Source organism: Vibrio sp. 1751 (assembly GCF_033339895.1).
Taxonomy (GTDB): domain Bacteria; phylum Pseudomonadota; class Gammaproteobacteria; order Enterobacterales; family Vibrionaceae; genus Vibrio; species Vibrio alginolyticus.
The window spans coordinates 25,010-40,790 of sequence record NZ_JAWOVM010000042.1 but is presented as its reverse complement, the minus strand read 5'-3'; the positions used below and the strand labels follow the sequence as shown (position 1 = coordinate 40,790).

The 15,781-nt window shown below is 43.9% G+C and carries 16 protein-coding genes and 1 other annotated feature; of the genes, 4 read left to right on the top strand and 12 right to left on the bottom strand.

All coding sequences use genetic code 11. From position 1 onward, the window contains the following. The coding region (srmB, locus tag R7041_RS14150) for an ATP-dependent RNA helicase SrmB (protein WP_318128648.1) at positions 1–1,155 on the top strand (1,155 nt) is incomplete at its 5' end. Positions 1,156–1,264: 109 nt separating this feature from the next. Here the strand turns inward: srmB and yaaA are convergent. Both yaaA and R7041_RS14140 read right to left on the bottom strand, forming a co-directional pair. After that, a complete protein-coding gene (gene yaaA, locus R7041_RS14145) occupies positions 1,265–2,041 on the bottom strand; it encodes a peroxide stress protein YaaA (RefSeq protein WP_005382848.1) in 777 nt (258 codons plus the stop codon). 110 nt (positions 2,042–2,151) lie between these two features. Continuing rightward, on the bottom strand, positions 2,152–3,585 hold the full coding sequence (locus R7041_RS14140) for an alanine/glycine:cation symporter family protein (RefSeq protein WP_005381800.1): 1,434 nt from the start codon (positions 3,583–3,585) through the stop codon (positions 2,152–2,154). A 721-nt stretch (positions 3,586–4,306) separates the two neighbouring features. On the opposite strand from R7041_RS14140, the gene R7041_RS14135 reads away from it, so the two are divergent. Further along, complete coding sequence (locus tag R7041_RS14135; RefSeq protein WP_005381805.1) at positions 4,307–4,492, top strand: DUF3545 family protein; 186 nt, start codon at positions 4,307–4,309, stop codon at positions 4,490–4,492. 236 nt (positions 4,493–4,728) lie between these two features. Here the strand turns inward: R7041_RS14135 and R7041_RS14130 are convergent, their stop codons facing one another. The 3 genes from R7041_RS14130 to nfo form a co-directional block, all read right to left on the bottom strand. Beyond that, complete coding sequence (locus R7041_RS14130; RefSeq protein ID WP_017821507.1) at positions 4,729–5,280, bottom strand: hemerythrin domain-containing protein; 552 nt, start codon at positions 5,278–5,280, stop codon at positions 4,729–4,731. Between the two features lie 113 nt (positions 5,281–5,393). After that, positions 5,394–6,074, bottom strand: coding sequence for a uracil-DNA glycosylase (gene ung, locus R7041_RS14125; protein WP_053350218.1), 681 nt, complete (start codon positions 6,072–6,074; stop codon positions 5,394–5,396). Positions 6,075–6,363: 289 nt separating this feature from the next. After that, positions 6,364–7,248 carry a deoxyribonuclease IV gene (gene nfo, locus R7041_RS14120; RefSeq protein WP_017821508.1) on the bottom strand — a complete coding sequence of 295 codons (885 nt, stop codon included), beginning with the start codon at positions 7,246–7,248 and terminating at the stop codon, positions 6,364–6,366. A 326-nt stretch (positions 7,249–7,574) separates the two neighbouring features. On the opposite strand from nfo, the gene grcA reads away from it, so the two are divergent. After that, a complete protein-coding gene (grcA, locus tag R7041_RS14115) occupies positions 7,575–7,952 on the top strand; it encodes an autonomous glycyl radical cofactor GrcA (RefSeq protein ID WP_005381814.1) in 378 nt (125 codons plus the stop codon). Between the two features lie 111 nt (positions 7,953–8,063). Here grcA and R7041_RS14110 read toward each other — a convergent pair whose 3' ends face one another. From R7041_RS14110 to thrL, 5 genes are all read right to left on the bottom strand, one after another. Further along, on the bottom strand, positions 8,064–8,723 hold the full coding sequence (locus R7041_RS14110) for an NADPH-dependent FMN reductase (RefSeq protein ID WP_053350217.1): 660 nt from the start codon (positions 8,721–8,723) through the stop codon (positions 8,064–8,066). Between the two features lie 139 nt (positions 8,724–8,862). Continuing rightward, positions 8,863–10,143: a threonine synthase gene (gene thrC / locus R7041_RS14105; RefSeq protein WP_005381818.1), complete on the bottom strand. Its 1,281-nt coding sequence runs from the start codon at positions 10,141–10,143 to the stop codon at positions 8,863–8,865. Continuing rightward, a complete protein-coding gene (gene thrB, locus R7041_RS14100; protein ID WP_017635074.1) occupies positions 10,140–11,096 on the bottom strand; it encodes a homoserine kinase in 957 nt (318 codons plus the stop codon). The genes thrC and thrB overlap by 4 nt, the downstream gene beginning before the upstream one ends. 20 nt (positions 11,097–11,116) lie before the next feature. Continuing rightward, the gene (gene thrA / locus R7041_RS14095; protein ID WP_053304351.1) at positions 11,117–13,576 is read right to left on the bottom strand and encodes a bifunctional aspartate kinase/homoserine dehydrogenase I; all 2,460 of its coding nucleotides are present in this window, start codon (positions 13,574–13,576) and stop codon (positions 11,117–11,119) included. Positions 13,577–13,629: 53 nt separating this feature from the next. Next, positions 13,630–13,749 (bottom strand) — a sequence feature (Thr leader region). After that, positions 13,685–13,762 (bottom strand): thr operon leader peptide, encoded by a 78-nt coding sequence (gene thrL, locus R7041_RS14090; protein WP_074192076.1) that lies wholly within the window; start codon positions 13,760–13,762, stop codon positions 13,685–13,687. (Overlaps the previous feature by 65 nt.) A 423-nt stretch (positions 13,763–14,185) precedes the next feature. On the opposite strand from thrL, the gene R7041_RS14085 reads away from it, so the two are divergent. Beyond that, entirely contained in the window at positions 14,186–14,656 is a 471-nt protein-coding gene (locus R7041_RS14085) for a hypothetical protein (RefSeq protein WP_005381821.1), read from the top strand. Here the strand turns inward: R7041_RS14085 and R7041_RS14080 are convergent. Next, the gene (locus R7041_RS14080; RefSeq protein WP_005381822.1) at positions 14,653–15,135 is read right to left on the bottom strand and encodes a putative 4-hydroxy-4-methyl-2-oxoglutarate aldolase; all 483 of its coding nucleotides are present in this window, start codon (positions 15,133–15,135) and stop codon (positions 14,653–14,655) included. The two genes, R7041_RS14085 and R7041_RS14080, sit on opposite strands and share 4 nt — an antisense overlap. Before the next feature lie 64 nt (positions 15,136–15,199). Then, complete coding sequence (locus R7041_RS14075; RefSeq protein ID WP_005381823.1) at positions 15,200–15,607, bottom strand: DUF3293 domain-containing protein; 408 nt, start codon at positions 15,605–15,607, stop codon at positions 15,200–15,202. Positions 15,608–15,781: the final 174 nt, after the last annotated feature.

The window sequence follows — 15,781 nt, the reverse complement described above, 5'->3', positions numbered from 1 at the left end:
GAACGCCCAACAAAAATTCAGGCAGAAGCGATTCCACAAGCGTTGGACGGTCGTGACATTCTAGCGTCAGCGCCAACAGGAACTGGTAAAACGGCCGCCTTCGTCCTGCCAGCATTGCAATACTTGCAAGACTTCCCTCGTCGTAAGCCTGGGCCTGCGCGTATTTTGATCCTAACGCCTACTCGCGAACTGGCGATGCAAATTGCCGATCAAGCACGTGCTTTGGCAAAAAATACCAAACTCAACATTTTCACCATCACTGGTGGTGTTCAGTACCAAGAGCACGCCGACATCCTTGCAACAACGCAAGACATTGTGGTTGCGACACCTGGCCGTTTAAAAGAATACATTGATGCAGAACGTTTTGATTGTCGTGCAATCGAATGGTTAATCCTTGATGAAGCAGACCGTATGCTAGATATGGGTTTTGCTCCTACTGTCGATCGTCTATCTAACGAATGTCGCTGGCGTAAGCAAACCCTTCTGTTCTCAGCAACGTTAGAAGGGAAAGGCGTAGAAGGCTTTACCGCTGATCTGTTGAATGACCCAGCAGAGATCGATGCAAAATCGCCGCTGCGTGAGCGTAAGAAAATTGCTCAGTGGTACCACCGAGCTGATGATGCTGAACACAAACTGGAATTACTAAAACACATTATTACTCAGCAAGCTGAGCGCACTATCGTCTTTTTAAAGACTCGTGAGCGTTTGGCTGAGCTACGAGCGCAGCTTGAAAGTGCACAGATTCCATGTTCTTGGATTCAAGGTGAAATGCCGCAAGATCGTCGTAACAATGCGATTTCTCGCTTCCGCGATGGAACTGTGAACGTGCTGCTCGCGACGGACGTTGCTGCGCGTGGTATCGATCTTCCGGATGTATCACACGTTATCAACTACGACATGCCGCGCACGGCTGATGTTTACCTTCACCGTATCGGCCGTACGGCTCGCGCAGGTAAGAAAGGTAACGCTATCTCAATCGTAGAAGCACACGACCAGCCAATGATGGATCGCGTTGCACGTTATGTGAAAGAAGACATCAAAGAGCGTTTCGTGAAAGAGATGCGTCCTAAACACAAAAAGCCTGTGTTTAAGAAGAAAAAGAAAAAAGACGACAAGAAAAAAGTAGCGAAAAAGAAAACCGCTAAGAAGAAGTGATCTTGTTGGGGCCAAGTAGCTCAAGCTAGAAAATAACAAAGGGTTGGCAATGCCAACCCTTTTTCGTTTGTGCTGATAGAGATTAACGTAGACTACGTCTCAATCAGCTTTATTTTTGCTCTTCGCGTTTAAATACTAACTCTGTTGGCGTCGATTCATCTTCCACAAAGTAGTAACCCGCCGTATCAAACTTAGTCAGGTCTGCAACGCTCTCAACACGGTTTTCAATAATGTAACGCGCCATCATACCGCGCGCTTTCTTCGCGTAAAAACTGATGACCTTGTATTGACCATTCTTACAATCTTTGAATACTGGCGTGATCACTTGCGCATCTAAATTCTTTGGCTTAACCGCTTTAAAGTATTCATTTGATGCAAGGTTGATAAGGACATTATCACCTTGAGCAGAAATCGCTTCGTTAAGCTTGTCCGTAATAACATTGCCCCAAAACTGGTACAAGTTCGTACCTTTGTCGTTTGCAAGCTTGGTACCCATTTCAAGACGGTATGGCTGCATCAAATCAAGTGGTTTTAGTAAACCATAAAGACCCGATAGCATACGCAGATGATCTTGAGCATATTCGAAGTCCGCTTCAGATAAACTTTCGGCGTCTAGCCCGGTGTAAACGTCACCTTTAAATGCAAGAATGGCTTGTCGTGAGTTTTCCGTGGTAAACGTTTCACTCCACTCTTGGAATCGGCCCACATTTAAATCGGCAATCTTGTCGCTCACTTTCATTAAAGAGGCAACATCAGCAGGAGTCAGTTTGCGGCAAACATCGATAAGCTCTTTTGAGTATTCGACCAACTCAGGTTGAGTAAATTTTTCTGTCGCTAACGGAGACTCGTAATCAAGAGTCTTCGCTGGAGAAACTACGATAAGCATGACTTTCCCTTCTCTAATTTTGTTTTTAATAGGGTACAAAAAAAGCCATGCATTGTCTGCATGGCTTTTTACATCGTACTAATAGCTTTCAACTATGAGTGATAGCTCACTTAGTCTTTTTTATCGTTGTACCAAATGCCTTCTTCAAGCTGAGATTTCAGCTCCGGGAAGTCATTCGCATCAAATGTTGGCACTTTTCCTTCACCAAGCTGGCGGTTGTAATCTTTGGCCAGTTTAATCACGATGCCAGATAGCAAGATGATCGCCACCAAGTTGACTATCGCCATCAGACCCATAGAGACGTCAGCAAGCGACCATACGACTGGTAACGAAGCTAGTGCACCAAACATCACCATACCAAGAACAATAACGCGGAAAATGCTTAAGCCCGCTTTATGATTGTGCTCTAGGAAGATTAAGTTCGTTTCAGCATACGAGTAGTTTGCAATGATTGAAGTAAACGCAAAGAAGAAGATTGCCACAGCAACAAAGATGCCGCCCCAATCGCCAACTTGTGAGCTCAATGCTCGCTGAGTTAGCTCGATACCCGTCACTTCTGTTGCTTGACCGACATACTCACCAGACATCAGGATGATAGCCACTGTTGCAGAACAGATAACGATCGTATCCATGAACACGCCTAGCATCTGTACGTAACCTTGAGACGCTGGGTGTGGTGGGTAAGGTGTTGCTGAAGCTGCCGCGTTAGGTGCCGAACCCATACCTGCTTCATTCGAGAATAGACCGCGCTTGATACCGTTAATCATTGCCTGTGCAATTGCGTAGCCAAGACCACCTGCTGCTGCTTCTTGCAGACCAAATGCACTCTTAAAGATAAGCATCAATACATCAGGTAGTTTCTCTAGGTTAGAGAACATGATGAACAGCGCTAGGGCTAGATAAAGTAGTGCCATGATCGGAACGATCATCTCAGCAACTCTTGCGATACGCTTGATGCCACCGAAAATAACAATTGCAGACAGTAAAACAACGGCAATACCGACATACAGGTTATTCCAACCAAATGCGTTGCTCATTGCATTGGCAATTGAGTTAGCTTGTACGGCGTTGAATACCAAACCAAAAGCGATGATTAGGAAAACTGAGAACAACACGCCCATCCAACGCATGCCCAGGCCTTTTTCCATGTAGTAGGCAGGGCCACCACGGTAGTTGCCATCATCATCTTTGGTTTTGTATAGCTGCGCCAGTGTGCTCTCGGCAAACGATGTTGCCATACCAAGCATTGCAATCAGCCACATCCAGAAGATCGCACCAGGACCACCCGCAGTCAATGCAACTGCAACGCCCGCCATGTTACCTGTACCAACACGTGCAGCAAGACTAGTACAAAGCGCTTGGAAAGAGGAAATACCAGCTTTGTCTGCTTTACGACTGTTCTTAAGAACAGAGAACATGTGGCCGAAATGGCGGAACTGAATGAACCCTAATCGAACGGTGAAGTAAATACCAACACCAACAAGAAGATAAACCAGAATCGAGCCCCAGAGGAGATCGTTCATCAAATTGATTAAGTCTGTCATGTGTACCTCAAAGTGAGTTGCGCCAGTCTATGCGTCCTAGCCATCCACCAAATTGCCTGCTAAGTGTCAAAGTGTGCTTAGCTTTTTAAGTAATGTTTATGGGCAATCTAGAATCGTAAACGTCGCTTCATGCATCCATTTTACGTACCAGCGTATTTTTTGACGGGCGGATAATGCAACCTAGGAGCGCAAAAATCAATATGCAACAATGAGAATAACATTGTTATTTTTCACTATAAAGTCACCAAAAAATAACATAAATAGAAGACTTAACACTCAAACTGCGCAACATTTCAATTACCAAACACCAACATAAATAATTATTCCTCATTAAATAGAATGGTAAACCGTATAAACAAGAACAAGCTAGTATTCACAAGGTGTTACATAAATTTACGCTAGTGACTTACCATCTAATTGAACACTATTTCATCAAACTGATTTTATGCAACTTTAACCTTTGCGCAGTGCACCCATTCATCAAATCGAATTAACATAGAAAATCTCTCTATTTAATCGTTTTCTTGAGATCGTTTGTGCATTTTTTATCCACATCGTTGCAATAAAAAGTGTGATTTTGAGAATATTTTTGCACGAAAATGTCATGCTACCGACACAAATGCGAAATATATCATGGTTATTCTCACGGCTATTGTGGTACTTAAAAAACTCCACAAGGACTGGTTACAACAGTTTAGCTTAAGAAAGGTAAAGGTGGCTTATGGAAGGCTTTCAACTAGATGACATTTTTAATCTGGATACTACCTCAACAACCAAATCTCGTGCCAAACCAGTAAAGCGAAAGTGGCGTGAAATAGAAGAGATGAACGACAGACGCAATTTGCTTAAAGAGCTGCGCGAACTTGATGTCTGTACCGATTATAACTTGGAAGACATTAAACTCTAATTCAAACAAAAGGCACCTTACAGGTGCCTTTTGTTTTTTGTTTACAGTGACCGTAAACACCGTGAGTTTATGTACCAAGGTTTAAGTATGAATACCATTATTACTCAATGAGAATCTTCCGTACTTTTTGCCGAGAAATATGCACACGAAATTTTCGTTTGATTCCCAATAAATAAGAAGTGTATCTCACAAACCCGAGAGACGACTTTCGCTCGCTCAGGTTTCATCATTCAGTCTTAAACATACTCAGTATCACTTTGACGAACACGTTCGGCCAACTGCTTATAACGATCAGCAATCGTGTCACCAAATACAGGGTCATCCTCACTGACGCTCCATAAGCTCTCGACATGCTGCCAATCTTCTGTGGTAAATAACTCTTCAATGAGAGGCAAAATTTTTCGCTCTTCTAGCTCCAAGTGGCGCCTTTGCGATTCAATGAAATCTTCTAGGTGAGCGACGAACATGTCTTGTGGCACAACAGCATCCTGAAGGATCATCTCTATCACGGATGAAAACTCTCTGGTTTTACTCGCTAACTCTAGATGTTCTTTCTCTAAATTTTCCATGGTTTGTTGCTTACCATAGTGTTCAAGAAAGTGGTGATAGAGGATATCTTCTTTCGGGTGGTGTACTTTCTCCGAATGATTAGAGAGGTAATCAACAATCTCGCTTACTAACGCATAGTTGATTACACGTTCTTTTTTTATCTCATTAAGCTTATGGCGCAGTATCGCCAACAGACGAACCATATAACCATGTTCGCGTCGAATTCTTTCGATCATCATAGCGTCTCTCCTTAACACCTACTTTTAGTAAGTGTACATGAGAAATTTACTATCAGCCTCGAGCGTGCTCAAAAAAACAGCGATCATAGCATCCATGATCGCTGTCTCTTCATTTATACCGTTAATGGCAAATGCCAGTTAATTGGTGCTTTTTCTTGTGATGTAAGCAACTGGTTTGCTTGAGAGAAATGCTTACAACCGAAAAAGCCTCGATGTGCAGAAAGTGGCGATGGGTGTGGGGCAGCTAACACATGGTGCTTATTGCGATCGATAAAACGACCTTTCTTCTGTGCATGTGAACCCCATAGCAAGAACACTACACCTTCTTGATGCTGATTAATGGCTTCAATCACTCGATCAGTAAACGTTTCCCAACCTGTCTTTGAATGTGAATGCGCTTTACCTTGCTCCACCGTTAATACCGTATTGAGTAACAATACGCCTTGTTCAGCCCAGCTTTGCAAAAAACCATGCTGAGGGATTTGGAAACCTTTAATATCTTGCGCCAGCTCTTTATACATATTAACCAGTGACGGTGGCGTTTTAATGCCAGGAAGTACAGAGAAACACAGGCCATGCGCCTGATTTGGGCCGTGGTATGGGTCTTGTCCTAGAATCACGACCTTAACGTCTTTGAACTCGGTAAAACGAAACGCGTTAAAGACATCTTTTGCGGGAGGAAAAATAGCTTTGCCTGCGGCGCGTTCGGCTTCAACAAAATTCAAGGTGTCTACAAAGTAGCTCTGCTTTTTCTCTTCGCCGATCACATCGTGCCAAGTGGGTGACTGATTCATGGAAAGTTCCTGTCCTAAATTTTGCTTCTATTCTAACGAGCGAAACTCAAACAAACAAAAACTTACCACGAACTTGAGACAAGTAATAAAAGACTAATGCTTCTGTGGCGTTCGAAAATGCCCCTGTCCGGTAATGTGACGATTAGGCATCGGTAAGCGAAGCACACGACGAGTGTAAGTATAAGGAGTAAAAGAGAATGGTCGAGACATGTTGGCATCCTTCTTTGCTAATTCAGAGATTGATGTTCAATGACTAAGAAAGAAAGGTGCCAACTTTGTGGTTACGCCATTAACTGTCAATGGCCGCTAAATGGAATTGACGCAACGTGTTGATCTCTTGCTGCCAAATATCTGGATCAATTGTTTCCAAAATCAGAGGGATACCATCAAAACGAGGGTCTTTCGCGATGTACTCAAAGCAATCCCACCCGATCTCTCCTTTACCTAGAGAATGGTGGCGATCTACTTTGCTGGCAAACTCTACTTTTGAATCATTTAGATGCATTGCTCTTAAATAGTGCATACCTACGATACGGTCGAACTCTGCAAAGGTGCGCTCGCAATCTTCTTTTGTACGTAAGTCATAACCAGCCGTAAAGGTATGGCAGGTATCAATACAAACGCCGACACGATCTTTATCTTCCACTTGCTCGATGATTTCAGCTAGGTGCTCAAACTTCCAGCCTAAGTTAGTGCCTTGACCTGCCGTATTCTCGATAACAGCGATCACATTCGGCACCGCTTTATGCGCAAGATTGATCGACTCGGCGATCGTCGCGAGACACTCCTGTTCAGAGACTTTCTTTAGGTGACTGCCCGGATGGAAGTTAAGCAAAGTCAGCCCCAACTGATTACAACGCTCCATTTCATCAATAAATGCCGCGCGGGATTTATTCAGCTTTTCTTCTTCCGGCGCACCCAAGTTAATCAGATAAGAATCATGGGGAAGAATATGCTCTGCTCCGAAACCCAGCATTTTACAGTTCGCTTTAAACGCACTGATGGTTTTTGCTTCTAAAGGCTTCGCCACCCACTGGCGTTGGTTTTTTGTAAATAGTGCGAAGGCATTCGCGCCAATTTCACGAGCTCTCAACGGAGCTTGATCGACCCCACCAGCAGCAGAGACATGTGCACCAATGAGTTTATTCCCAAGCTTGTTTTTCATGTTTGTCATTTAATCACTTTAGACTTTCAGTATTGCTACCTAAATACAGATAGTTGCGTTAACCAGTTTAAACTTTAATCTCAATTTGTAGTAAATTTACAACAAAACCAGTTATTAAATATTTTTTATATTCTCAAATAAATTGTAATTAGTTTGTTTTCAAAGGTTTTATTGATTTAACTCAATAAAATCACCTTAATAAAAATAATGTTTTTGGTTGTTTTTTGACTTAAATCAATATTAAAATAGTGGATATTAGCTATATAATACTCAGCTCAACGAAAATTCGAAAATTAACACCAATAATCACCACGTAAGTGGTCTAGGAGATAGTGATGATCCAAGGTATCCAAATTACAAAAGCGGCAAACGACGACCTACTAAACTCTATCTGGCTATTAGATAGCGAAAAAAATGAAGCTCGCTGTGTTGCTGCAACTGCTGGCTACGAAGCAGACCAAGTTATCGCAATCAGCGACCTAGGTGAATACGAAAGCCGTGAAGTTGCAATCGAAACTGCTCCTCGTATCGAAGGCGGCCAACACCTAAACGTGAACGTGCTTAAACGCGAAACACTAGAAGATGCAGTTGCACACCCAGAGAAATACCCACAACTAACTATTCGTGTTTCTGGTTACGCAGTACGTTTTAACTCGCTAACTCCAGAGCAACAACGTGATGTAATCGCTCGTACTTTTACTGAGACTCTATAATCTCTCAGTAAACTAGCTCGCTAGAATTTAAAAAGCTTGGTCTGCAATGACCAAGCTTTTTTTGTTTCAGAATCCTTCTAAACCCTTTCTATAATGGAAAGCAACTCGCCTCTAAGGTGCATTTCTTTGCGAAGGATCTTTCTGAAACGCTTGCGCTAAAGAGGTTGGATCACGCCTATCTCTTTGCAGTGACGCCCCTTCAGCCCACCAAATCAATTGATGCATAGTGCGATTCATATAGTTATCCCACTGCGTCTGCTCCGACTCATCCTCAGCAACGCCCTGTTCATCAAACACTTCTTGCGCTTTCGGAATGTGGATCATCGCAGAGACAGGTAGACATCCAAGTTCAGATAAGAAGGTACGCATAGAAACGGCAGCTCTAACACCACCCCATTGTCCGGCAGAATAGGTCACGATAGCACTCGGCTTGTAAGAAAACAGCGAACTGCCGAAATGGTTAAGCGTGTTCGCCAGAGCAGGACTCATCGAATGGTTATATTCCGGGCTAACCATCACATACCCATCCGCATGTTTGATTTTGTCTGCCAGCTCACTTAGGTTCTGCGGAACTTTAGAGCGGTGATAAGCAAACTCGGGCTTAAACACATCACCAAAGTCGTAATTCAAAGGGTCGATGATTTCGACCGTATGTTGCGAATGTTGACTCGCGATGAGTTTTTCACACGCTTTACTGACTCGCATTCCTAAACGGGCTGGTCGTGGTGGCGTGCTGTCTCTCACTGAGCCAAGAAAAATCAAAAAATGCATGCTTCTCTTTCCATCTCATTTAGTTAAGTTCGTTTCTCAATCATAAAGAGAGTCAAAACTTACCGACAATAAAAAAGGTGAATGATTACTCATTCACCTCTCGTTATTTCTGTTTTTGATACTTACTATACTTTGAAGCTTACTGCACGCGGCGCAGTACTTGTTTCAATGCGTCAAAGTCTGCGTCGAGCTCTTCCGATAGCAGCTCCATCGCAGCGTGCTTCGCTAGTGGCGCAGGAAGCTCGATATCGGATTCTAGAATATCATCCACGACTTCTTTGAACTTCGCAGGGTGAGCAGTACATAGGAACAGACCGGTTTCACCGTCTTGCAATTGTTCTTCAAGCACTCGGTAAGCAATCGCACCATGCGGTTCGCATAGGTAGCCTAGAGCATGTAAATCTTTCACTGACTGTGCGCTTTGCTCATCAGATACTGCGCCTTTACCTAACGTCTCCAAGCCCCACTCTTTCACGCGGCACAGCTCTTCAATACGAGGCCAGTTGTTTGGTTGGCTCACGTCCATCGCGTTCGATGTTGTTGCGACTGTTGGTTTTGGCTCCCACTTACCTGTTTCTAGGTAGCGAGGAACCGTGTCATTGGCATTAGTTGCCGCGATAAAGCGTTTGATAGGCAAGCCCAGCGCTTTTGCCAGTAGACCAGCAGTTAGGTTACCAAAGTTACCACTTGGTACTGATACCACTAGGTTTTCACGCTCTTGCTTGCTCATTTGCGCAGCTGCTTCAAAGTAGTAACAGATTTGCGCCATCAAACGGCTGATGTTGATTGAGTTTGCAGAGTTCAGACCGATCTCTTCACGCAGTGCAGAATCATCAAAAGCTTGCTTAACCAGTGCCTGACACGCATCGAAGTCTCCATCGATCGCGACAGTATGGATGTTCTTACCAAGCGTACAGAATAGCTTCTCTTGCAGTGGGCTGATCTTACCTTTCGGGTAAAGAATCACAACGTTGATGTCTTCCATACCGTAGAAAGCATGCGCAACGGCTGCGCCAGTATCGCCGGAAGTTGCAGTCAGAATAGTGATCTTGCCGCCGTCCGAAACCGCAGCAAGAGATTGCGCCATAAAGCGACCACCAAAGTCTTTAAATGCAAGCGTTGGACCATGGAACAGTTCCAGAGCGTAAACACCGTCTTTGACCTGATTAATTGGCGCAGGGAATTGGAATGCAGCATCAACAAGAGCATTCACTTGCTCCTCTGTAAGTTCATCTCCAATTAACGCCGATAGAATCTTAGTGCTACGAGAGACAAAGTCTTCTGCAAGCAGCGCATCGATATCTTCAAATTTTGGTAATTCCGATGGGAAAAATAGGCCTTGATTGCGACCTAACCCTTGGCGAACGGCTTGGCCAAAGGAAACTTGTTCATCATTTTCTTTTATATTGTAAAGCTTCATAGCTCACTTCCTGTTACTTTCGAACCCTGCTTATCTAGACGACAAACGTGGACGAATCCTTCTTCGTTTTGTACGTAGTTTTGTTCTAACCAGCGAGCAACTCGCTCAGCGACATCTTTCTCTTTGCAAATACTGAACAGTGTCGGACCACTGCCAGAAATACCGGTTGCCAATGCACCCGCAGACGCTGCGTATTGACGTGCATTCGCAAAACCTGGAAGCAGTTTCTCACGATACGGTTCTGCGATCACGTCTTTGATCATTTTTGCAGCAAGTTCTGGCTGACCAGAATGACACGCATGAATAAAGCCCGCAAGGTGGCGACCATGAGCAATGATATCTTGTCGGCGGTATTGAGATGGTAGGATCTCACGCGCTTCCGCCGTTGATACCTTGATACCCGGATACGCCATCACCCAGTACCAATCATCAAAGCAAGGCACTTCTTGACTGATGATACCCAACTCTTCAAGCATCAGTTGCACACCACCAAGGTAACATGGCGCAACGTTGTCGTAGTGAATACCACCAGAGATCTTGCCTTCCATCTCTCCCATCAGCGCCAATAATTCTGTCTCGTTAAGTGGCTGTCCATGGAATCGGTTCAATGCATCTAATGCAGCGACGATAGAACATGCACTTGAGCCTAAACCAGAGCCAATTGGCATGTTCTTTTCTAGCGTCATCTCAAGTGGTTTTAGCTCAACGCCTTTTTTGTCTAACTCACGAGCAAACACGAGCCAACAGTCGTAGACGATGTTCTCTTTTGGTTCAGTTGGCAATTTCTCAACAAAATCACCCGCCGTTTTAAGGCTGAACGGATCAGCCCCAGATTTCACCAATACACGGTCACCCAATAATGTGCCATCCACTGGAGATACGGCAGCCCCCAGCACATCAAAGCCAACGCTTACATTACCAATTGATGCTGGGGCATAAACCACTACATCCATATCACTTGAACTCATTATTGTTATACCCCTAGTTTCCAACCTAAAGTACGCATCACGTCAGAAAATACACCCGCAGCCGTTACTTCGGTGCCTGCACCATAGCCACGTAACACTAGTGGGATTGGCTGATAGTAACGGCTGTAAAATGCCAGTGCGTTTTCACCGTCCTTGATTTTATACATTGGATCGTTTTCATCCACCGCAGCGATGCTTACTGTGCACTTGCCCTCATTAATCTCACCAACGTAGCGCAGTACTTTGCCTTCTTCCGCTGCCTTTGCAGATAATTCTTTAAAGTAGGCGTCTGCTTCAGGTAAACGCGCCATAAATTCATCAACGCTACCAGAATCATCAAAACCTGGTGGCAGTGCTTGATCAACCACAACGTCTTCTAGTTCTAGAGACATGCCTGCTTCACGAGCTAGGATCAGAAGCTTACGCGCGACATCCATACCAGAAAGGTCATCACGAGGATCCGGTTCAGTAAAACCATTTTCTTTTGCGATATTAGTTGCTTCACTTAGGCTCATACCTTCATCTAACTTACCGAAGATGTATGACAGAGAGCCAGAAAGAATACCGCTGAAGCGCTCTAGCTCATCACCCGCTGAGATTAGGTTTTGCAGGTTTTCGATTACCGGTAGACCCGCCCCCACAGTTGTTTCGTACATCAGCTTGCGACGAGAGCTGCGCGCAACATCGCGAAGCTGATGGTAGTAAGCCATGCTTGCTGTATTTGCTTTTTTATTTGGTGTAACGACATGGAAACCAGCAGCTAAGAAATCAGCGTATTGATTCGCGATATCTTCACTTGATGTACAGTCAACCAATACTGGGTTGATGATGTGGTTACGTTGAACCAAAGAAATCAAACGCGCTAGGCTGAACTCTTCTGTCGCTGCCGACATACGATCACGCCAATGATCGAGTGGAAGACCTTCACTATCAAGCAGAAGACCTTTGCTGTTTGCCAAGCCACACACGCGGATCACGATGCCTTTTTCCGCAAGCTTCGCCTGTTGACGCTCGATCTGATCCACCAGCTCACCACCAACGCCGCCAATACCAACCACGAATACGTCTAAGAAGTGCTTAGAGTTGAATAGGTTTTCGTGACACGCTTTGATCGCTTCAGAGATTTTATCTTCAGGAATCACGGCTGAGATAGCACGCTCAGATGAGCCCTGTGCGATGGCTACAATGTTTACGTTCACTTCAGCAAGAGATGAGAAGAAGCGAGATGCAACACCGCGCGATGTACGCATGCCGTCACCAACCAACGTTATGATTGAAACATTATCAATAAACTCGACCGGCTCTAATAAGCTATCTTTCAGTTCCAACTCAAACGCATCGGCCAGTACTTGTTGCGCTTTTGCTTTATCTTCTGCCTCAATACAGAAGCTAATGCTGTACTCAGAAGAAGACTGAGTAATAAGAACAATAGACACACCAGCGGAAGACATTGCGCCAAATACGCGGCTTGCCATGCCAACCATACCCTTCATACCTGGGCCGGAGACGTTAACCATGGTTAGGTCGTTTAGCGTCGTGATACCTTTGATCGCCAGATTGTCTTCACCAGTGTCTTGCCCAATCAGAGTTCCTGCACCTTGTGGGTTAAAGCTGTTTTTGATCAGACATGGGATATGGAATTGTGCGATTGGGGCGATGGTTTTCGGGTGCAGAACGGAAGCACCGAAGTAAGAAAGCTCCATCGCTTCTTGATAGCTAAGAGATTTCAGTAGGCGAGCATCTTCGACTAAGCGAGGGTCACAGTTGTACACACCATCTACGTCTGTCCAGATCTCACAGCAATCTGCGCGCAGACACGCCGCAAGAACCGCCGCTGAGTAGTCTGAACCATTACGACCTAGTGTAACTAGTTCACCTTTCTCGTTACCGGCAGTAAAACCAGGCATGATGTTCACATGACCTTGAGGAAGAGGATTCTGGCGGAAGTTCTGAGTCGAAACTTCAACATCGACCATGGCTTCTAGGTGATCGCCTTTTGCGTATAGATACTCGACTGGGTCGATAAGATGCGCAGGTTGGCCTTTCGCTTCAAGCACTGCCTTCATCAATTGAATTGAAACGCGTTCGCCTTTGCTGATGATGCGTGCATTGACGTTATTTGGGCACATGCCAAGAAGGTTGATGCCATGAACGAACTGGCGTAATTGAGAGAGAGAAGTTTTCACTTGGTTATCGAAAGCTGAACCATCGATATTGGGTAGTACTGCTTGGATTTGAGTGAAGAGCGTTTTAAACGACTCCTCCAACTCTTTGATTTGTAGTTCTGCTTCACCATTGCGCAATGCGCCTTCAATGACCGCAACCAATTTGTTTGTTGTTTTACCAGGAGCGGAAAGAACAACCGCTACTTCTTCTTGTTGAGCGTTATTGGCAATAATGTCTGCCGCTCTCAAAAAGCGATCTGCATCAGCTAGTGATGATCCGCCAAACTTCAATACTCGCATCCCTTCCTCCGGTATATCTTCTTAAATTTGTCTAAATTCTGGATAAAAAAGCATAAAAAAAGGCCTGTATCTTGTTGGATACAGGCCTTTTTTGTGAATTTCTTTCGCTCAGCAGCCTGCCCCAACATGTGTCGTGTCGGTAATAATAATGGTCGTGGTCATTACTACTAGGCTGTTAGATGGCATAAATAAATATTCAACGTTAATTGTGTTTGCTTAACTCTACGTTTACCGAGTTTCTGATACATAGTCAACAAAAAATTGTTTGTTTTTCCATCTTTCAGAGAATTCTGCTAAGCAATGTCATTGATATTTATAGTTAATTACACATTATTGATCATTTAAAAATCTACAGTTAGTTTTTGTAAAGGACTTAACCATCATCACCAGTTCGGTTTTTTATCTAATAACTAGTCTGATCTTTGCCATAAAACGTACGATCAAATAATTCGAGAGGGTTGTGACACATAACAACAACTTAACTGTGACTTATGTTCATAGGATCGAATTATTTAGAAAATAGGTGAGCTAGCTTTCATATTCTATGCTTTAATAGTGAGAAGCTTTGGGCGCATACTAATAAAAAAGTTGACACAAGGAGTGGTGAACATGAAAAGAGGGCTTTTTCTGTTGCTGTTTTTTGTGCCTGGTGTTTGTCTAGCAAACGAGCTTCCGCCGCTTCCAGGTAAAACATCCCCTTCTCCTCATAAACTATTCATTTCCAGCGACAGTTATCAGTCTGACAGTTTTGATGTTTGGAATATCGATACGGGTTACGCTTACGAACTTTTTGATTCGGTAGACGTTTATGTCGGTGCGCGAGTCAATAACTCTCCTACCAAAAATCAAAGTGGTTTTTTGAGTGGGATCAGCTATCACTTTAATGATCGTGTCACGCTGAAAAGTACAGTTCGCTCTTACAAGAACGAAACAGCGGAAGGTATTCGCCAAGACGACAGTAGCCTCGCGGCTGAAGTATCAAGTCGCGTAAAAATTACCGATAAACTGGATCTTCACGCGACTCTTGATTACCAAGATTGGCAACAAGGCTTTGAGGTTGGTTTAGGCTTTCGTTTTTAGAAGTCCAGCTTTTGCTTAGAAATCAACACACCGTTCCAGTCCGCGTAAACGTAGTGCTTAGGTTGAACGATTTGGTTTTGCATCGTTAAGGTTACGTTTACCTCTCCTATCCCGCGTTTCTCTGTTTTAAACGGGTTAGTTCCAAGAGCTTGAACGCCAATGTCCATTTGAGATATTTGTGCTACGTCGCGTATTGCACCATAGACAATGATACCTTCCCACCCATTTTCTATTCCGAGTATCGCTAATTGATCGCCGAGTAATGCTCTCTGACACGATCCATGTCCGTCAACAATCAATACTTTACCCGTTCCATCTTCGCCCAGTACTTCACGCACTTTCGAGTTATCGTGATAGCAGCGCACCGTAACGATTTCACCGTAAAAAGCGCTACGTTGACCAAAGTTCTGCAATGGTAAAGTAAGCAAGCTCACTTGGTCTTCAAATTGGTCACAAATATCGGGTGTAATGTCTCTCATATTTCCTCCGTGAATTTTCTCACCCAAGCGGTGCTTCAGTGAGCAGTATCCTTTTCTATACCTTCTATACGAGCCGAGGTTTAATGGAGCCTAACGTATGAAAAACTTTCGGCTGCGAGCACGCAATAAGATAAAGTTGGTCATTAATGACGTAATAAATCGCGTTTTGTTGAAAGTCACTCGCCAATTCAACGGCTACCTCTGGCGACAACTCGACGGCAAAGCTTTCCTCATACCATGTAAAAGCGCTATCACCTACCGTTACAGGCGCGTAATTAACGTGCTGTAGCTGTTTTTCTAACGCGTGATTGTTTATGCTGTTCTCTTCTTTGGACCTCAAGTTACTGTATGGGTTCCAAGCGGTTATCACAGCATAGTTTGAAACACGCCACTCGGCTTCGAATCTGAAAAAAGATTCTGAATAAGCATTCCATAACGATGCGTCTATGTTCTTATTACTTTTTTCTATCATAAGTCTTAAACGATTAATAACAGTTACATTTCATCAATTGATATAAATCAACAAACTGAATGGAATTAACATTTGAGCATTGTTAGCATGCTGTTAACAATATAAAATCCGCTCAATATCTTAGGGTGTTTACGTTTCAGGCCCCACTGAAAGCAGGAAATGAAAGGTAAACAA